This window comes from Micromonospora sp. ZG13 (assembly GCF_059359355.1).
Window position 1 is genome coordinate 328,877 of sequence record NZ_JCADBQ010000003.1, and the last position, 17,063, is coordinate 345,939.

A 17,063-nucleotide genomic window follows, 5' to 3' on the forward strand; every position below is an offset into this window, starting at 1 on the left:
TCTGTGACGGAGCACAACCCCTGTGACCTGCACGACTTCCCCCGAAAGGGGTCGTCACCTGCGGCGCAGCAGCCACCCCAGCAACGCCGCCACCGCCACCGCCACGAGCAGACCGACCACCGTCGCCGCCTGGTGTCCGGTATCACCGCCGAGCCCGCCGACCTCGACCAACAGCACACCGAGGACGAAGGTGGCCAGGAGCACCCCGCCGGCCCGGGCCAGCCACCGCACGATCAGGTCGGGATCGACCACCGCGTCGTACGGGAGCACGGCCGCCAGCGCGCAGAGGGTGTGGGTGAGGTAGAGCACCGCCGCCACGGCGAGCAGCCGCCAGAGCGCGATCGGCCGGCCGTAGCCGTCGGTGGCGACCAGCCAGCCGCCGACCGTGACCAGCGCCGCGAAGGTCGGCCAGACCCGGCGCGGCCCGACCGCCGGCAGCACCGCCACCGCCACGAGCGCGAGCAGCGGCTGGCCGAGGAGCACCTCGGAGGGGTACGCCAGCACGAGGCCGACCAGCACGGTGAGGAAGATGCCCGCGCGCACCAGCAGCGGCGTCAGGCTGATCCGGGCGGCGGCGTACCGCAGCGCCCGGACCCGTTCGGTGACGGCGTTCAACTGTGCCGCCTTTCGTTCGCGACTGCGGGACTCCGCTGCGCTGCATTCCTCGCGCTCACCGGTGCCGCCTTTCGTTCGCGACTGCGGGACTCCGCTGCGCTGCATTCCTCGCGCTCACCGGTGCCGCCTTTCGTTCGCGACTGCGGGACTCCGCTGCGCTGCATTCCTCGCGCTCACCGGTGCCGCCTTTCGTTCGCGACTGCGGGACTCCGCTGCGCTGCATTCCTCGCGCTCACCGGCCCACCCTCGGGGCGGTCGCCAGGCGGGCCACGTCCCGCAGCACCTCGTCGAGGCTGCCCGCGCCGGCCCAACGCACCACGGGCACCCCGTGCTCGCGCAACTGCCCGATCATCGTGTCCCGGTCCAGCCGCCACAGCCGGTACGCCACCTCGGCCCAGCCCCGGTCCTTCGGCGGAGCGAGGTCCGCCGGCAGGGTGTCCACCGCGACCACGAACCGCCCGGAGCGCGCCAGCCGGGCCAGCATCTGTGCCGACCGCTCGTCGAGCAGCGGGGTGAGGACCACCACCAGCGCGTCGGCCGACAGCACCTGCGGGCCGAAGACCTGGTCGTACGGCTCGTGCGGGGAGGACTCGGCCCGCACCTCCAGCAGCCATTCCAGGACCGTGAGGTACTGCCGTCGACCGGTGGCGGGGCGCAGCCGACGCGCGGCGGGGCCGTACTCGAGCATCGACACCCGGTCGCCGCGGTGCAGGTAGTGCTCGGCGATCGCGGCGGCGGCCCGGACGGTGGTGTCCAGTACGGAGGCGGCACCGGAGACGCCGCCGGAGCGGCCGGCCTCGGCGAGCACGTCGAGCAGCACCACCACCTCGGCGTCGCGGTCGGAGAGGGTGGCCGCCACGTGCAACTGCCGGGCCCGCAGCGAGACCCGCCAGTCGATCCGGCGCAGCCGGTCCCCGGGGGCGAAGACCCGTACGCCGGCCAGCTCGCCGCCCTCGCCGGGCCGGCGCGAGTGGTGCGCGCCGACCAGGCCGGCGGCCCGGGGCATCGCCTCGACCGCGTCGAACGGCTCGGTCTTCGGGTAGACCCGTACCTGGGACGGCTCGGTGATCACGGCGCGGGAGACCAGCAGGCCCTGCGCGACGGCGACCCGGGCACCCGCCGGGCCGACGGGGTGCCGGCCCCAGCGCAGCGCCGTGCCGGTCAGCTCCAGGTCCACGGCCGCGGCGGTCGGTACGGCGGTCACGAAGGGCCGTTCCGCGACGGACGGGACGGCCGCCGACCGGGCGCCGGACGCCGCCGTGGCCCCGGCGATCGTCGCCCGCTCGACGCGCAGCCACGGCGAGATCCGGCTGCGCACCACCGCCACGTCGTAGTCGAGCTGGTCGGGGTTGCCGACGGTGACCGTGGCGGTCAGCTCGCCGCCCTCGACCAGGTGGCCGTCGTCGCCGGAGATCCAGACCTGCGGCAGGGCGGTCGGCCGGCGGCGCAGCGCGTACGCGGTGCCGAGCGCGAACGGGGCGGCAAGCACGACCAGGTCGACCCGGCCGAGCAGCACCCCCGCGATCAGCAGCAGCCCGGTGAGCAGGACCGCCCGACCGAGCGCCCCGGTGGGCACCCAGCCGGTCGCGGGCGGCGGCCCCGACGACTCGACCCGGGGCGGCACGGGGGACGCGACCATCAGCGCCCGTGGCCTGCGGCGTAGCTGGGCAGCGCACCGCTGGCGGGCGCCGGGGTCGCCTCCAGCACCTCACCGACCACGAAGGACGGGTCGACGCGGCGCAGCCACATCTCGGGGCGCAGCGTGATCCGGTGGGCGAGGGCGGGGGCGGCGACCTCCTTGACGTCCTCCGGCACCACGTAGTCGCGCCCGGCCATCACCGCCCGTACGCGCGCCAGCAGCAGCAGCGCCAGCGAGCCGCGCGGCGACGCGCCGACCAGCACCGACGGGTGCTCGCGGGTGGCGGCGGTCAGGGCGACGATGTATCGGCCGACGGAGTCCTCCACCACCACGTCCTCCAGGGCGGCCTGCATGGCACGCAGGGTCTCCGCGTCGACCACCGGCTTGATCTCCGCCTCCTCGCGGCGGCGGGCCATCCGGCGCCGCAGCACCTCCCACTCCTCGTCGGCCTCCGGGTAGCCGAAGGAGACCCGGAGCAGGAACCGGTCGAGCTGCGCCTCGGGCAGCGGGTAGGTGCCCTCGTACTCGATGGGGTTGGCGGTGGCCAGCACGTGGAACGGCTCGTCCAGCTTGTACGTCACGCCCTCCACGGAGACCTGCTTCTCCTGCATCGCCTCCAGCAGGGCCGACTGGGTCTTCGGCGGGGTCCGGTTGATCTCGTCGGCGAGCAGCAGGTTGGTGAAGACCGGGCCGGCCCGGAACGCGAAGTCGCCGCTGCGCTGGTCGTAGAGGAACGAGCCGGTCACGTCGGCCGGCAGCAGGTCGGGGGTGAACTGGAGCCGGCGGAAGTCCAGCCCGAGCGCCTGCGCGAAGGACCGCGCGGTCAGCGTCTTGCCGAGGCCCGGCAGGTCCTCCAGCAGCACGTGCCCGCCGGCCAGGATCCCGGCGAGGACCAGCTCCAGCGCGTCCCGCTTGCCGACCACGACCTGACCGACCGCCTCGAGCACCGACCGGGCGAGGTGGCCGACCTCGGCGGCGGGCATGCTGCGGTCCACGTCGTTCATATCTTCTCCAGTTCGGCGACGATCGCCGCGAGGTCGCGCGGCGACGGGGGGCGGCGGGAGGGGGTGCTGAGGAAGGTCCAGACCCGGTCGCCGAGCAGGACGCGGGCCCGCTCCGGGTCGGATTCGCGGGTCAGACCGTGGCGCTGGCGCAGCCGCTCGTCGGCCAGCTCGCCGATCCGCGGCAGGATCCGCTCGGCGAACCGTTCCCGGTCCTTCCCGGCCCAGTCCAGCGGTCGTTCCCAGCCGTTGATCGCGGCGCGCAGCGCGTCGCGGGCGCCCCAGTTCCAGGTGCCGTCGTCGTCGGTGGTGGCCGGCGCCCGGCCGCCGGAGCGGGGCGGGGGTGGGGGCGCCAGGGCGGCGACGACCCGGCGCACCAGGAACAACGCGACCACCCCGGCGACGAGGACCGGCAGCGAGACCCGCAGGCCGACCACGCGCAGGCCGGCGACGAGCACGACCACGACGGCCGCCACGCCGGCCACGGTGCGGAGCACCCGACCGACCCGCCCGTTCCGGGACGGCTCGGCGGGTGCCGGTCGCTCCTCCTCGAAGCTCAGCAGGTCGTCGATGCTGGTGCTGCTCACCGCGCCACCTCGCCACGCCGGGCGGGCACCGGCCGCGCCCCGACCACGCCGGCATCCGTCCCGGTCACGCGGGCACCTCGACGTCGGCGTCGGCCACCACGGCGGCGAGCTCGCCGCGCAGCCGGCGCAGCGCGGCCCGGGCCTGGTCGCGGGTGTGCTCGTCGACCTCCCGGGTGGCGTACCGGGCCTCGCGGTAGACGTGTGCGAACTCGGCCAGCACGTCGGCGCTGACGATCGCCGGGACGCCCGCCGACGGGTCGCCGCGCAGCAGGCGGCTGACCAGGTCGGTGGGGGTGTCGCCGGCCAGCCGGGGCACGCCGGCCCCGGCGGCGGCCTGCTCCAGGCGGACCCAGCAGGCGATCACCGCCGTACGGGGGTCGGTGGCCCGGTCGTCCAGCTCCTCCAGGCCGGCGTCGAGGGCGGCGGCCACCTCGCGGGCGGTGCCCTCGGGCGTACGCCGGGGCCGCCGGGTCGGCAACGCCCGGGTGGTGCGCCGCATCGCGCCCCGGACCAGCGTCCAGGTGAGATAGCCGAACGCGCCGAGCAGCGCCAGCCCGAGCAGCACGACGACGGTGGTGACGAGCCACCCCGGGATCTGCGCCCCGGTGGCCTCGGCGGTGTCGCGCGGCTCGACGGGGATCGAGGGGTCCGGCTCGGCGGTCGGATATTCCGGGACGTAGGGGATGTTGTCGGTGGCGGGCGGGATCCGGCTCGCGCCGATCGACGAGTGGGCGGACGACAGCGCGGCGACGGCCAGCAGGAGCACCACCGCCGCGACCGGCCACCACCTGCGCAGGACGCTGATCTGCATCGCGGGTTACCTCCGGGCCACCGGGGCGGGTCGCACGGGCCGACGCGTTCCGTCCGTCATCGCCACCGCCCCCGCGCCTCAGTCCACCCCGGCCAGTGCCTTCGCCCGGGCGAACACGTCGTCCAGCATCCCTGGTGTCAGCCGCCCGGTGAAGGTGTTCTGCTGGCTGACGTGGTAGCAGCCGAGCAGTTCCGGTGCGCCCGTGCCGGACCAGTGTGCCCCATGGCCGAACGCCGGTCGCGGGCTGGGCGGTCGCAGACCGTACACCTGGCGCAGCACCGGCCACCACGAGGCCCACGCGAACGCGCCCAGCGCGACCACGACGCGCAGGGTGGGCCGGATCAGCGTCACCTCGCGGTGCAGCCACGGCGCGCACGTGTCCCGCTCCTCGGGGGTGGGCTTGTTGTCCGGCGGCGCGCAGCGCACGGCGGAGAAGATCCGCAGGTCCCGCAGGGTCAGGCCGTCGTCGGCGGCGACGCTGGTCGGCTGGTTGGCGAGCCCGGCCCGGTGCAGCGCGGCGAACAGCACGTCGCCGGAGCGGTCGCCGGTGAAGATCCGGCCGGTGCGGTTGCCGCCGTGCGCGGCGGGCGCCAGGCCGAGGATGGCGATGCGCGCGCCGGCGACGCCGAGACCAGGCACCGGCCGCCCCCAGTACTCCTGGTCGCGGAAGGCCGCCCGGCGGACCCGGGCCACCTCCTCACGCCACCGCACCAGCCGCGGGCAGGCGAAGCAGTCGCTGACGGCGGCGTCGAGGTCGGCCAGGTCGGTCGCCCGCGCGGCGCGGGCGACCACCTCGTCGGGCGTACGGGACTCAGCCAAGCTTGGCCCGGAACAGTTCGAGGGTGCGGGCCCAGGCGGTGGCGGCGGCGCGCTGGTCGAAGTTCTCCGGCCGGTCCTCGTTGAAGAAGGCGTGCGAGGTGCCGGGGTAGTCGTAGACCTGGCAGGTGCCGCCGGAGGTCTCGATGGCGCCGCGGACGGTCCGTACGCCGTCGGCGGCGGAGGTGCCGTCCTCTTCGGAGCAGTGGATGAGCGCCGCCTTGCCCGCGTAGTCGGCCCACTCGGCGCGCATCCCGTCCCACGGCAGCCGGGGATAGAAGGCGGCGGTGGCGACGATCCGCTCGGAGCGCGTGGCCGCCCAGAGTGCCAGGCTCGCCCCGGCGCAGAAGCCCGCGCAGCCCACCTTGCCGGCGACCTCGGGCCGCCCGGCGAGGTAGTCGGCCGCGCCGGCGATGTCGGCGGCCGCCTCGTCCATCTGCGCGCTGTTCAGCATCTGCCGGGGCTCGTCGGGCTTGCTGGCCGGGCCGCCGTGGCGGAAGTCCGGGGCGAGGGCGACGAATCCGGCCTCGGCGAAGCGGTCGACCACCGCCCGGACGTGCGGCACGAGGCCCCACCAGTCCTGGATGACGATGACCGCAGGGCTGGTCGCACCGCCGGAGGGTATCGCGAGATACCCCTCGCTCGTCCCCCCGTTGCCGCGGTAGCCCACCATCTCGCCCATCGGCCGTCCTCCTAGCGGTCAGTCATCGTTGGCTGGTCGCACAGTGGTGTTACGTGCCGGTAGCCTGCCACGCCGTGAGCGCCCCGGGGAAGACGCCGGAACAGTGGCATTCACCTCCTGTTCGCCGGCCCGTAGCCGCGGACGCCGACGGCGGCGCGGACGTCGTCCGCGCCGCCGTCGGCGGTGCTGTCGTAAGGGAGATCAGGCCTTCTTCGTCAGGCACAGCAGGTAGCCGGTCTTGCCCGGCTCGATGCTGTAGTAGACGTAACCTTCCTGGCCCTCCTTGATGTACTGCCCGCACGCCTCCGGAGAGCGGGCCTGCGCCTGGGTCTGCCCGTCGACGCGGCCGACCACGTTGTAGGCGGCGTCGGTGGAGGTGCACTCGACGACCTTCGCGCCGTCGACCTTCTCCTCCTCGGTGCCGGTCACCTCGGGCAGCTCGGCGATGCAGTCGCCGGCCTTGGCCTCGGCGGTCTCGTCCTTGTTGAAGAAGTTGCCGATGGCCGAGCCGATGCCGAACTTGAGGCCGGCGACGACCAGGAACACGACGATCGCGCCCACGATGCCGAGCAGCTTCTTGGAACCGGACTTCTCGGCCTGGGGCTCCGCCGGGGGCGGCGCCTGGACGGCCGACGGGGGCTGGGCGGCGTCCGGCGCGGGGGGCGGTGCGACCTGCTCTGACACGCGATTTCCTTCCGGGGGGTGAGTGAGCAGACGACACCGTAGCGACCGGCACCGACAGCCGTTGCCCCGCTGGACTCATCCGTTCAGCTATTTCCCAGCTTCACGGCATGATCCGCTTCACGTCCGGGCCGGGGACGGGGTGCCGGTCGATGCCTGCGTCGGCGCGGGCGCCGTGCTCGGGGCGCCGCTCGGCGTGGGCGTGGGCTCGGTCGGGTCACCCGAGGCGGTGGGTGCCGGCACCGGCGGCACGCCCGTCGACGGCAGGGGACCGACCGGCGCCCGGGGCGCGAAGGGCGCCTGCTGGGGGCAGTACGGGTAGGTCGACAGCAGCGGGTTGCCGAGCCCGTTCGGGTCCCGTACGGCGGGGCAGTCCGGGTAGCCGAGGCGGATCGGGTCGCCGTTCTGGTCGAAGAGCCGGACGTTCTCCACCAGCCGGCCCTCGCTGTCGTAGACGAAGACGTCCCGGACGTGGTCGTAGCGCCCGTCGATGGAGGTCTGCTCGTAGCCGAAGTCGCCGGAGCCGACGCGCCCGTTCATGTCCGCCAGGCCCACCATCCCGAAGATCACCAGCACCGCCGTGCCGGCGTGCAGCAGCCGCCGCTTGGGCCGGGTCAGGCCCGGCGTGTGGTGGCCGAGCCAGATCGAGGCGAGCACGGCGCCGGCGAGCAGCACCAGGCCGGCCAGCGTGCTGCCGTTGAGCTCGGGCAGCACGCCGAACGAGTCGCCGGTCGTGATCACCGTGACGAGCATGGCGGCCAGGTAGCCGCGCAGCACCCACCACGCCGGGCGGAGCAGCCGGAGGAACTCGCTCGCGGTGGCGTACCCGAGGGGTGGTCCGAGTTGGACGTCCCAGCGGTGTGCCCGCGCGCGGAACCGGTCCACGGCGACGCCGAGGCGACGGTCCAGCCGGCGCCCACCGGTGCCGGCGACGGCGACCCCGGCGGCGGCGCGCAGCTCGGCCGCGTACGCCTCGGGTTCGCCGAGCCGGTCGACCAGCGAGCCGCCGGCCTCGGCGGCGACCTCGGCGAGGTGCTCCGGCAGGTCCTCGGTCAACTCGTCGCGGTGTGCCGGCGCCAGGTCGGCCAGCGCGGCCCGGACCCGGGCGGCGTAGTCCGCGATTTCCTGCTCCATGACGGTCATGCCGCCATCCCCCGATCGTCGAGCAGTGCGTCCATGGTGGTGGCGAACGAGCGCCAGAGCTTGCCGGACCGGGTGAGCTGGTCCCGGCCGGCGGCGTTGAGGGAGTAGTACTTGCGGTGCGGGCCGGATTCGCTCGGCACGACGTAGGTGGTCAGCAGGCCGGCGGCGTAGAGCCGGCGCAGCGTGCCGTAGACCGAGGCGTCGCCGACCTCCTCCAGCCCGGCGTCGCGCAGCCGGCGCAGGATGTCGTAGCCGTAGCCGTCCTCCTCCCGGAGCACGGCGAGGACGGCGAGATCCAGCACGCCCTTCAGCAGTTGTGTGGTGTCCACGCATTGCACACTAGTACGCAATGCGCAGTACCGTCAAAGGACGTGCGGGTCAGGCCGCTCGGCGTGCCGCGGCGTCCGCGACCCGCAACAGATCCCGCAGTACATGCACCAGCACACGAGCCTGCGCCAGGTCGATCGGCCAGCGCTCCGGGTCGTCGCCGGCTGACCTCGACCGCTTTGGTCTTGATCACCGAGCACCGAACGGTTTGCCCTCGCGGTCGCGGCGCCGCACCCTCCCATTCGCAACCATCACGTTCAGTAGCATCCCCCGCCAGGGGCCCTCCCCGCCTCAGGCGCTTTGCTTTGCAGCCATGGACGCACCAGTAACCGCACGTGACCTTCTGCCATCAGCCGCCAACCAGCTCAATTTACAAAACTGCTGCTCAGCAGCCCGGTGCCTCCGTGGCTGCAGAGCAAAGGGCGCGAACGGCTACCGCCGCAGCCCATACGCGCCGTCACGGTATGTCACATCGCGCGTTCATTACCGTGGGTTAGCTCGGGATGGATCGCCGCCGGCTCTTCCCGCGTAAACCTTGGGATGCCCTGACGCCCGCCCGGCGATCTGGCGTGCATGGCGCAGCCGGAAGTCAGACCTGCAGGCCGGCGAACGCCCCCGCTGGCGCCGCGATAGGAACGGGCCCCCCGGCCGCCGTCCAGCGCACCCCGGCCACCGCCGCCGCACCCAGCACGAGAATCGCCTCGGCTGTCGCAAGAAGACCTCGCACAGCCGGGAATCTATGAACACGAGACCAACCGGGCGAGCCGGCATGGTCCGCCGGTTGACCGGTTGCGCGCGCTCGACAACTCGATCAAGTCTTCGTTGGATGCGATGGCGGCTGGCTCAGTCGAGCAACCAGAGGTGCGGCTCCGTCAAGGGCTGCCATCCCAGCAACTGCGCCGACACCACCACGCGACCGCCGAGTGAGACGGCCGGGACCTTGTCCTGTCGACTCATCGGCGCAACCTATCCGCTCGACGTCGACCTCGAAAGCCCGTTGACGTCGAGCAGTTGGTCATTCGGCAAGTCGCCGGAGCAACTCCGCATCGCGATCGGCTCGCGGGTGAGGTCCGCGATTGCCGGCACGACTGCCGGTCAGGCAAGCGACCAGGCGATGCCGTCGAGGATGTCGTGCTCGGAGGCGACCACCGAGTCCATCCCCGCCCGCTCCATGATCACCCGGAGCACCAGGGCGCCCGCCCCGATGACATCGGCCCGGCCCGGGTGCATCACCGGGATCGCCAGCCGCTGCTCCCGGCTCTTGCCGAGCAGGTCGGCGGTCACGTCGGCCACCGCGTCGTACGGAACCCGGGCGTGGTGGATGCGCTCCGGGTCGTACTCCTGGAGGCTCTGGGCGATCGCGACCACGGTGGTGACCGACCCGGCGAGCCCGACCAGCGTGGCCGCCTCCCGGCCCGGCACGGCCGCCAGCGCCCGGTCCACCGCGACCGCGATGTCGGCCTGCGCGGCGGCGACCTCGTCCAGCGCCGGCGGGTCGCCGTGCAGGTGCCGCTCGGTCATCCGGACGCAGCCGATGTCCATCGAGATGGCCGCCTCGACGCCGCCCGCGCGGGTGCCGACGACGAACTCGGTCGAGCCGCCGCCGATGTCGACGACCAGGTACGGCTCGCGCGCGTCGGCGGGCAGCCCGCGCACCGCGCCGGTGAAGGAGAGCCGCGCCTCCTCGTCGCCGGTCACCACCTCGGGCGCGACCCCGAGGGTCCGCTCGACCATCTCGCGGAACTCGGCGGCGTTGGAGGCGTCCCGCGAAGCCGACGTGGCGCACATCCGCACCCGCTCCGCGCCCAGCTTCTCGATCTCGGCGGCGTACGAGGCCAGCGCCACCCGGGTGCGTTCGATCGCCTCCGGGGCCAGCCGTCCCGTCTTGTCGACGCCCTGGCCGAGGCGCACGATCTCCATCCGCCGGCTCAGGTCGGCCAGCGGCGCCTCCGGACCCGCCGAGGCGTCCGGCAGGTCGGCGACCAGCAGTCGGATCGAGTTGGTCCCGCAGTCGATGGCGGCCACACGCGTCGTCACGGCAGCAACCCTACGTCAGGCGGGGCCGGCCGGCCCGGCGTCGTCGTGGCCGAGCAGTTCGGCGCCGAGCGGCGTCACCCGGTGCAGCACGGCCCCGCCGTCCCGGACGCTGCTGACCAGGCCGGCCGCCCGCAACGCCCCCGCGTGCTCGGACGCCGAGGAGACGCTGATGCCGACGCCCCGCCCGAGCGTCGTGGTGGTGTGCCGACCCGGACGACCGAGGCGGCGCAGCACCGCCGCCCGGGTGGACCCCAACAGGCGGCCGAGCGGGTCGGCGACGCCCGCCTCGACCCGGCGCGGCATCGGCGCGGGATACACCACGAGCACGGGCCGGTCCGGCTCCACCAGCACCCGGGGATGCGGCCCGGCCAGCGGAGAGGGCAGCAGGAGGAGGCCGTGACCGGTGCCGGACACCGTCGCGCTCCACCACGTCCGCACCGTCAGCGTCAGCGACGGCGCCTCCCACCGGATCGCCGGGTGCAGCGCGTTCAGCAGCCCGTCCAGCCCCTGCGCGGCGAGCCGGCCGCTGGCCTCGGCCACCTGGTGCCCGTGCGCGTCGGTCAGGTCGGCCCAGTGCGGCGCGAGCACCGCGTCGTACCAGGTGCCCAGGGCCCGGCCGAACAGGTTCATCGTCTCCCCGTCGGCCTCGGCGAACCGCCTGCGCAGCGGCGTCGCGGGCAGCTGCGCGTACGCGGCGGTGACCTCCGCCCGGATGCGCCCGACGGGGGCGGCCCGGATCGCCTCCAGACCCGCGGCGACCGATTCCAGGCCGTCCAGCGGGGTGAGGAAGTCCGGCAGGCGCCCCCGGGCGGGCAGCAGGTGCCGCAGCACCGAGGCGGCGGAGCGGACCCGACCCGCCGCCGTCGCCGCGTGCGCGGCGGGGCCCGGCGCTGTCCAGGCCGCCTCCGCGTCGTACAGCGCCTGACAGGCAAGCATGGCCGTGCCGACCGGGTGCAGCCGGTCGGCGAAGCGGACCCGGCACAGGTCCGCCGGTCCCAGGCGGAGACGAAGCATGCCAGCAGACTGCCGCCCTTCGGCCGGGACCGAAAGGGTTGCCCGCGCCCGACGGCAGCATCCAGTGTGGAGCCCGGGGATCACGGAGGGGGCGGGGCGTGCGACGGACGGTGGCAGTGCTGACGGGGCTGGTTCTCGCCGTCGTCGCCACGGCGTGCGGCGGGGATCGGGGTCAGTCCCGTGCGGCGCCGGCCCCGTCGCCTTCGGGGGCCGTCGAGCGCCCCGCCGCCGGCGACCACCAGCTCGTCCTGTCACACGACGGGGTCGAGCGCCGCTACCTGCTGCACGCCCCGCCCGGCTACGACCCCGGCCGGCCCACGGCGCTGGTGATCGCCCTGCACTTCTATCCCGGCACCGGCGCCCGCCTGCGGGAGATGGTGGGGCTGGACGCCGTGGCCGACCGGGAGAACTTCCTGGTCGCGTACCCGGACGGGCGCAACGGCGGCTTCAACGCGCTGATCTGCTGCGGGACGACCGACGACGTCGGCTTCCTCAGGGACCTCACCGCCCACCTCGTACGCGCGTGGCGGGTCGATCCGGACCGGGTCTACCTCACCGGGATCTCCAACGGCGGGGACATGAGCTTCCGCGCCGCCGTCGAGTCCGAGGGCCTCTTCGCGGCCATCGGGGTGGTCAGCGGCGGCTACAGCGGCCCCCGGACGGCCGCCGAGACCTACGTGCCCCGGCGGCCGGTGTCGGTGATCACGTTCATCGGCGGGCAGGACCGCTACGCCGACGTCTTCACCGAGGGCGTGCGGACGTGGCAGCGGCGGCTGCGCTGCACACCGGTCTCCGGCGCGCCACCGGCGGGCGCACCGCGCGTCACCCGCACCGACGCGCGGTGCGGCGACGGCAGCGACGTCACCGTCTACACCCTGCCGGACATGGGGCACTCGTGGCCGGGCGCGCAGGGCGGCGAGCTGGCCGCCCCCGACGCGGGCCTCGTCGCCACCGAACTCGTCTGGGACTTCTTCGCCGCCCACCCGCGCCGCGGCTGAGCACCGCCGGCGGGCCCGGCTGACCACGCACACCCGGCGGCTGCGGGGCCACGCGAGCGCTGCCCGGAGCCGCGTCAGAGGCGCAGCAGCATGCGGGTGTTGCCGAGGGTGTTCGGCTTGACCCGTTCCAGGTCCAGGAACTCGGCGACGCCCTCGTCGTAGGAGCGCAGTAGCTGCTCGTAGACCGGCTGCGGCACGGGCGCACCGTCGATCTCGGTGAAGCCGAACGAGCCGAAGAAGCGGGTCTCGAAGGTGAGCACGAAGATCCGCGCGACCCCCAGCTCGCGGGCGCCGTCGATCAGCTCCGCGACGATCCGGTGGCCGAGCTTGCGCCCCCGGCAGGACGGGTCGACCGCCACCGTCCGGATCTCGGCCAGGTCCTCCCACATCACGTGCAGCGCGCCGCAGCCGACCACCGCGCCGTCGCCGGCGCGCACCGCGACCCGGAACTCCTGCACGTCCTCGTAGAGGGTCACGGTCGCCTTGCTGAGCAGCCGCCGGTCGTCGGTGTAGGTGTCGACGAGCCGCCGGATGCCGCGCACGTCCGAGGTGCGGGCCCGCCGCACCACGACGTCGTCGGCCCCCGCCACGCCCCCGTCCGCGCCCGCCATGGTCAGTCCGCCGCCGGCACGTCCACGCAGGGCCCGGCCGCCCACCACTTCTCCACCAGCTCCAGCGTCTCGTCACCGAACGGGTTGACCCCCGGCCCGGCCCCGAGCGCGTGCCCGAGGTGCACGTGCAGGCACTTCACCCGGCCGGGCATCCCGCCGGCGGAGATGCCCGCGATCTCCGGCACCTCGCCGATCGCGTCCCGGCGGGCCAGGTAGTCCTCGTGCGCGGCGCGGTAGCGCGCGGCCAGCTCCGGGTCGGCGGCCAGCCGGTCCGCCATCTCCTTCATCAGCCCCGCCGACTCCAGCCGGCTGCACGCCGCCGTCGCCCGGGGGCAGGTCAGGTAGAACAGCGTCGGGAAGGGGGTGCCGTCGGCCAGGCGCGGGGTCGTCTCCACCACGTCGGGCAGGCCGCAGGGGCAGCGGTGGGCCACGGCCCGGGTGCCCCGGGGCGGGCGTCCGAGCTGCGCGGCCACCGCGGCCAGGTCGGCCTCGGTGGCCGGCTCGCGCTTCGGCGGGGGTACGGAGTCCGCCGCCGGCTCCTGCGGTGGTACGACAGTCACGATGCTGGTTCCTCGTTCGATGCTCGGGTGCCGCTCACTTGTCGGGCTGCTCGCCGTTGGCGGCCTGCACGCTCGACCAGAGGGTGTCGTACCAGGAGGCGGGGGTGGCGGGCGTCGACGGGGCGGCGGACGAACCGGCGTCCCGGGCGGCGCCCTCCGGGTCGGAGAGCACCACCAGCAGCGTCTCGCCCGGCGGGCCCATGAAGAACCGCTCCCTGGCCTGGATCTTGATGTATTCCGGGTCCTGCCACTTGGCCGCGCGCTCGGAGAGCTCCTCGATCGCCTGGCGCTGGGCGGCCTGGGAGGCCTCCATCCGTTCGATGTCGGCCTGCTGGTCCAGGTAGACGCGCACCGGGTAGGTGTAGGCCAGGGCGAGCGCGATCAGCACCGCGAAGAGCACCGTGGCCCGCCCGGTGAGGCCCCGGGAGCGGGGTGCGGAGAGCCGCTTGACGGTGCCGGCGGCCGTCCGACGGGCCGCGGCGGGCCGGCTCGCGGAGCGTACGCCCTCGGCGCCCCGGGCCGCCCCCGGCGCGCGGCCGGCCGTGGCCCGCGACTCCGCGCGGACGCCGCCCTCGCGCAGCGGCGTCCGGGCACCCCGGGCCCCGCCCGGCCGACCGGTGCTACCCGGCCGGCGGGCGGGGCGCTGACCGCCCGGTGTGCGGCGCTGCTGCATCGTCACACCCCTCCCCCGAGGCCTCGCGCGTCTCAGGCCGAACGGTAGCGCGGGAAGGCGCCCGCCCCGGCGTACCGCGCCGCGTCGGCCAACTCCTCCTCGATCCGCAGGAGCTGGTTGTACTTGGCGACGCGGTCCGAACGGGCTGGCGCGCCGGTCTTGATCTGCCCGCAACCGGTGGCCACCGCCAGGTCGGCGATGGTGGTGTCCTCGGTCTCGCCGGAGCGGTGGCTCATCATGCACTTGAAGCCGGCCCGGTGGGCCAGGTCCACCGCGTCCAGGGTCTCGGTCAGCGAACCGATCTGGTTGACCTTGACGAGGACCGCGTTGGCGGCCTTCTCGGCGATGCCCCGGGCGATGCGCTGCGGGTTGGTGACGAAGAGGTCGTCGCCGACGATCTGGACGCGGTCGCCGAGCGAGGCGGTCAGCGTCTGCCAGCCGGTCCAGTCGTCCTCGGCCAGCGGGTCCTCGATCGACACGATCGGGTAGTCGCCGGCGAGCTTGGTGTAGTAGTTGCTCATCTCCTCGGCGCTCTTCGCGGCGCCCTCGAAGGTGTAGGTGCCGTTGTCGAAGAACTCCGTGGCGGCGACGTCGAGCGCGAAGACGATGTCGGTGCCGAGCCGGTAGCCGGCCTTCTCGACCGCCTCGGCGATGAGGTCCAGGGCGGCGGCGTTGGTGGGCAGGTTGGGCGCGAAGCCGCCCTCGTCACCGAGACCGGTGGAGAGGTCCTTCTTCTTCAGCACGGACTTGAGCGCGTGGTAGACCTCCGCACCGGAGCGCAGCGCCTCGCGGAAGCTGGGCGCGCCGATCGGCGCGATCATGAACTCCTGGATGTCGACGTTCGAGTCCGCGTGCGCGCCACCGTTGAGGATGTTCATCATCGGCACCGGCAGCAGGTGCGCGTTCGGGCCGCCCAGGTAGCGGAAGAGGCTCAGCTCGGCGCTGCCGGCCGCCGCCTTGGCCACCGCCAGGGAGACGCCGAGGATGGCGTTCGCGCCCAGCTCGGACTTGCTGTCGGTGCCGTCGACGTCGAGCATCTTCTGGTCGATCAGCCGCTGCTCGCTGGCCTCGTAGCCAATCAGCTCGTCGACGATCTTGTCCTCGATGTTCGAGACCGCCTTCTCGACGCCCTTGCCCTGGTAGCGGTCGGCGTCGCCGTCGCGCAGTTCGATCGCCTCGAAGGCGCCCGTGGAGGCGCCGGAGGGCACCGCCGCCCGGGCGATCGTGCCGTCGTCGAGTCCGACCTCGACCTCGACGGTCGGGTTGCCCCGCGAGTCCAGGATCTCCCGCGCGACGATTCCCTCGATGGTTGCCACTGAGTCGCTCCTCGTTTGTGTGTTCCGGTCCGGTATGGGCCGCGACGGTGCGGCTGAGGCAGTTGTTAAACGCAGCGTATCGGGCGGCGCTCGGACGCGGGCGGTCCGGGCGCTCGGCGGCCCCATCCGAAACCTGCCTCCGGGCAGTGTTTTACACGGACATTCCCGGATTCTCGTGCCTCAACCGGCAACGGGTTTGCGCGCGGTTGACCCGATCGGCCAGGCTGGGCGCCATGCCCGCCGCCTCGACCACCCTCCGCATGCTCGCCGTGTCGGTCATCGCGTCGCTCACGGTGACCGGTTGCCAGACCCTCGACGACGCCGGCCGGGCGATCGGGCGGTCCGACCTGGTGAACGACCTGGCCGCCCGGCTCGACCGGGCACTGGAGCTGACCTACTCCGCCGACTACCAGCTCCCCGGCGGGCAGACCGCCACCATCGCCCAGGCCCAGGACCCGGCCCGCTCCGCCTACACCTGGCCCGGCGGCAAGCTCACCGTCACCCCGGAGGCCACGACCCGCTGCGAGACCGCCGCCGGCCGCGCGACCTGCACCCTGGAGGCACCGCCCGCGCCCAACGCGAAGCCCACGGTGACCATGTTCACCGAGGCCAAGCAGCGGGGACTAATCACGCCGCCGGTCGTCGTGGGGCTGCTCACCACCGCCGCGCTCGACCCGCAGGCGGTCATCGACCAGAGCGACACCACCCTCGCCGGCCACCACGCCACCTGCGTCGACGTGACGCAGTCGGCCGGCGACTTCACCGCCTGCGTGACCACCGACGGGGTGCTGGGCAGCTTCACCGGCCGGGTCGACGGCCGCCAGGTCGAGCTGGCGCTCAACCGCTACCGCGAGACGGTCGACGGCGCCGCGTTCGACCTCCCGCCCGACGCCGGCGTCGTGGACCGCCGCCCGGCCAGCTCGTGACCGATCCCCCCGGCGATTTCGTGGCCAGGGCCGACCGGAAGCCCCCCGCCCGCGCCCAGCGCGACCGGTAGTACCGGCCGTCACGATCCCACCCGGCTCCGTCGGGAAGCGCGGCCCGGACTATGAACAACCGAGCGGATTCGCCGGCCTCATCGCCCCCGCTGCCGGCCCCGTTGGTGGACGCCCGGACAAATGACGGTAGGTGTCAGGCCACCGAAATGGCCTGACACCTACCGCTTTCACCGCCTTGCTTCGCCCTCAGCCAGTATTAATTGGACCACTGCTCTGACTCGATTTTCTTCCGGCGACTCGCTGAACCTCCGCTCGATCCCCTCTCTGATCACTCTCTCGAGGCGACCAGCCGAAGTATTCAGCAGATCGACGTTGTTGTCGGAAAGCAACACGAGGACCTCCAGAATCACATCGGAGTACTCATTCGGATGGCCGGGATACACCATGTCCATCGGGTCGACAGCTTCCAGCGATCTGGCCAGAAGTTGGTACTGCCAGGGAAACCGACGGCGCATGACAGTCGTCACCACCCGCGTCTCCGCATAGCCCTGGAAGTCCCAGAAGGACGGATGAAGGGGTCCCTCTTCCGCCGAAAGATGATCCATCAGTCAACC

At 73.7% G+C, this 17,063-nt stretch carries 19 protein-coding genes; 2 read left to right on the top strand and 17 right to left on the bottom strand.

The window, feature by feature from the left end; all coding sequences use genetic code 11:
• Positions 1-54: 54 nt before the first annotated feature.
• The 12 genes from AC5L34_RS09040 to AC5L34_RS09095 all read right to left on the bottom strand — a co-directional run bounded on the left by AC5L34_RS09040 (position 55) and on the right by AC5L34_RS09095 (position 11,353).
• On the bottom strand, positions 55-615 hold the full coding sequence (locus tag AC5L34_RS09040) for a hypothetical protein (RefSeq protein WP_089001958.1): 561 nt from the start codon (positions 613-615) through the stop codon (positions 55-57).
• Between the two features lie 232 nt (positions 616-847).
• Entirely contained in the window at positions 848-2,254 is a 1,407-nt protein-coding gene (locus tag AC5L34_RS09045) for a DUF58 domain-containing protein (protein ID WP_441174350.1), read from the bottom strand.
• The gene (locus AC5L34_RS09050; RefSeq protein ID WP_089001960.1) at positions 2,254-3,258 is read right to left on the bottom strand and encodes an AAA family ATPase; all 1,005 of its coding nucleotides are present in this window, start codon (positions 3,256-3,258) and stop codon (positions 2,254-2,256) included. The genes AC5L34_RS09045 and AC5L34_RS09050 overlap by 1 nt, the downstream gene beginning before the upstream one ends.
• Complete coding sequence (locus AC5L34_RS09055; protein ID WP_441174351.1) at positions 3,255-3,842, bottom strand: hypothetical protein; 588 nt, start codon at positions 3,840-3,842, stop codon at positions 3,255-3,257. The genes AC5L34_RS09050 and AC5L34_RS09055 overlap by 4 nt, the downstream gene beginning before the upstream one ends.
• Positions 3,843-3,906: 64 nt before the next feature.
• Positions 3,907-4,653, bottom strand: coding sequence for a DUF4129 domain-containing protein (locus tag AC5L34_RS09060; RefSeq protein ID WP_494824441.1), 747 nt, complete (start codon positions 4,651-4,653; stop codon positions 3,907-3,909).
• Between the two features lie 78 nt (positions 4,654-4,731).
• Positions 4,732-5,472: a uracil-DNA glycosylase gene (locus AC5L34_RS09065; protein WP_441174353.1), complete on the bottom strand. Its 741-nt coding sequence runs from the start codon at positions 5,470-5,472 to the stop codon at positions 4,732-4,734.
• The gene (locus AC5L34_RS09070) at positions 5,465-6,151 is read right to left on the bottom strand and encodes a dienelactone hydrolase family protein (protein WP_089001964.1); all 687 of its coding nucleotides are present in this window, start codon (positions 6,149-6,151) and stop codon (positions 5,465-5,467) included. Before AC5L34_RS09070 ends, AC5L34_RS09065 begins: the two co-directional genes overlap by 8 nt.
• 201 nt (positions 6,152-6,352) lie before the next feature.
• The gene (locus AC5L34_RS09075) at positions 6,353-6,835 is read right to left on the bottom strand and encodes an LppU/SCO3897 family protein (protein ID WP_441174354.1); all 483 of its coding nucleotides are present in this window, start codon (positions 6,833-6,835) and stop codon (positions 6,353-6,355) included.
• Positions 6,836-6,952: 117 nt separating this feature from the next.
• Complete coding sequence (locus AC5L34_RS09080) at positions 6,953-7,975, bottom strand: HAAS signaling domain-containing protein (protein WP_441174355.1); 1,023 nt, start codon at positions 7,973-7,975, stop codon at positions 6,953-6,955.
• Positions 7,972-8,304, bottom strand: coding sequence for a PadR family transcriptional regulator (locus AC5L34_RS09085; protein ID WP_089001967.1), 333 nt, complete (start codon positions 8,302-8,304; stop codon positions 7,972-7,974). Before AC5L34_RS09085 ends, AC5L34_RS09080 begins: the two co-directional genes overlap by 4 nt.
• A 1,093-nt stretch (positions 8,305-9,397) precedes the next feature.
• Positions 9,398-10,327 carry a Ppx/GppA phosphatase family protein gene (locus tag AC5L34_RS09090; RefSeq protein WP_494824661.1) on the bottom strand — a complete coding sequence of 310 codons (930 nt, stop codon included), beginning with the start codon at positions 10,325-10,327 and terminating at the stop codon, positions 9,398-9,400.
• Positions 10,328-10,354: 27 nt separating this feature from the next.
• Positions 10,355-11,353 (bottom strand): ArsR/SmtB family transcription factor, encoded by a 999-nt coding sequence (locus AC5L34_RS09095; RefSeq protein WP_494824444.1) that lies wholly within the window; start codon positions 11,351-11,353, stop codon positions 10,355-10,357.
• Between the two features lie 98 nt (positions 11,354-11,451).
• Between AC5L34_RS09095 and AC5L34_RS09100 the strand changes: the two genes are divergently transcribed.
• Positions 11,452-12,351 carry a CE1 family esterase gene (locus AC5L34_RS09100; protein ID WP_494824446.1) on the top strand — a complete coding sequence of 300 codons (900 nt, stop codon included), beginning with the start codon at positions 11,452-11,454 and terminating at the stop codon, positions 12,349-12,351.
• 74 nt (positions 12,352-12,425) lie between these two features.
• Here the strand turns inward: AC5L34_RS09100 and AC5L34_RS09105 are convergent, their stop codons facing one another.
• Genes AC5L34_RS09105 through eno form a run of 4 tightly spaced genes read right to left on the bottom strand, consistent with a single transcriptional unit; the run spans position 12,426 to position 15,511 of the window.
• Positions 12,426-12,962, bottom strand: coding sequence for an amino-acid N-acetyltransferase (locus AC5L34_RS09105; protein ID WP_363893663.1), 537 nt, complete (start codon positions 12,960-12,962; stop codon positions 12,426-12,428).
• A gap of 2 nt (positions 12,963-12,964) precedes the next feature.
• Positions 12,965-13,522, bottom strand: a complete 558-nt coding sequence (locus tag AC5L34_RS09110) for a DUF501 domain-containing protein (protein ID WP_089001973.1) — start codon at positions 13,520-13,522, stop codon at positions 12,965-12,967.
• Positions 13,523-13,556: 34 nt separating this feature from the next.
• On the bottom strand, positions 13,557-14,195 hold the full coding sequence (locus tag AC5L34_RS09115; protein WP_494824448.1) for an FtsB family cell division protein: 639 nt from the start codon (positions 14,193-14,195) through the stop codon (positions 13,557-13,559).
• A gap of 32 nt (positions 14,196-14,227) precedes the next feature.
• Positions 14,228-15,511 carry a phosphopyruvate hydratase gene (eno, locus tag AC5L34_RS09120; protein WP_101414196.1) on the bottom strand — a complete coding sequence of 428 codons (1,284 nt, stop codon included), beginning with the start codon at positions 15,509-15,511 and terminating at the stop codon, positions 14,228-14,230.
• A 233-nt stretch (positions 15,512-15,744) separates the two neighbouring features.
• On the opposite strand from eno, the gene AC5L34_RS09125 reads away from it, so the two are divergent.
• A complete protein-coding gene (locus tag AC5L34_RS09125; RefSeq protein WP_441174361.1) occupies positions 15,745-16,437 on the top strand; it encodes a hypothetical protein in 693 nt (230 codons plus the stop codon).
• Positions 16,438-16,676: 239 nt separating this feature from the next.
• On the opposite strand, the gene AC5L34_RS09130 is transcribed toward AC5L34_RS09125, so the two are convergent.
• A complete protein-coding gene (locus AC5L34_RS09130) occupies positions 16,677-17,054 on the bottom strand; it encodes a hypothetical protein (protein ID WP_494824450.1) in 378 nt (125 codons plus the stop codon).
• Positions 17,055-17,063: the final 9 nt, after the last annotated feature.

Excerpts from the sequence above, each read along its gene's own strand:
- AC5L34_RS09115 (WP_494824448.1), bottom strand. The coding sequence starts at position 14,195 with ATGCAGCAGCGCCGCACACCGGGCGGTCAGCGCCCCGCCCGCCGGCCG.
- AC5L34_RS09105 (WP_363893663.1), bottom strand. The coding sequence starts at position 12,962 with ATGGCGGGCGCGGACGGGGGCGTGGCGGGGGCCGACGACGTCGTGGTG.
- AC5L34_RS09050 (WP_089001960.1), bottom strand. The coding sequence starts at position 3,258 with ATGAACGACGTGGACCGCAGCATGCCCGCCGCCGAGGTCGGCCACCTC.
- AC5L34_RS09130 (WP_494824450.1), bottom strand. The coding sequence starts at position 17,054 with ATGGATCATCTTTCGGCGGAAGAGGGACCCCTTCATCCGTCCTTCTGG.
- AC5L34_RS09070 (WP_089001964.1), bottom strand. The coding sequence starts at position 6,151 with ATGGGCGAGATGGTGGGCTACCGCGGCAACGGGGGGACGAGCGAGGGG.
- AC5L34_RS09095 (WP_494824444.1), bottom strand. The coding sequence starts at position 11,353 with ATGCTTCGTCTCCGCCTGGGACCGGCGGACCTGTGCCGGGTCCGCTTC.
- AC5L34_RS09125 (WP_441174361.1), top strand. The coding sequence starts at position 15,745 with ATGCCCGCCGCCTCGACCACCCTCCGCATGCTCGCCGTGTCGGTCATC.
- AC5L34_RS09080 (WP_441174355.1), bottom strand. The coding sequence starts at position 7,975 with ATGACCGTCATGGAGCAGGAAATCGCGGACTACGCCGCCCGGGTCCGG.
- AC5L34_RS09045 (WP_441174350.1), bottom strand. The coding sequence starts at position 2,254 with ATGGTCGCGTCCCCCGTGCCGCCCCGGGTCGAGTCGTCGGGGCCGCCG.
- AC5L34_RS09060 (WP_494824441.1), bottom strand. The coding sequence starts at position 4,653 with ATGCAGATCAGCGTCCTGCGCAGGTGGTGGCCGGTCGCGGCGGTGGTG.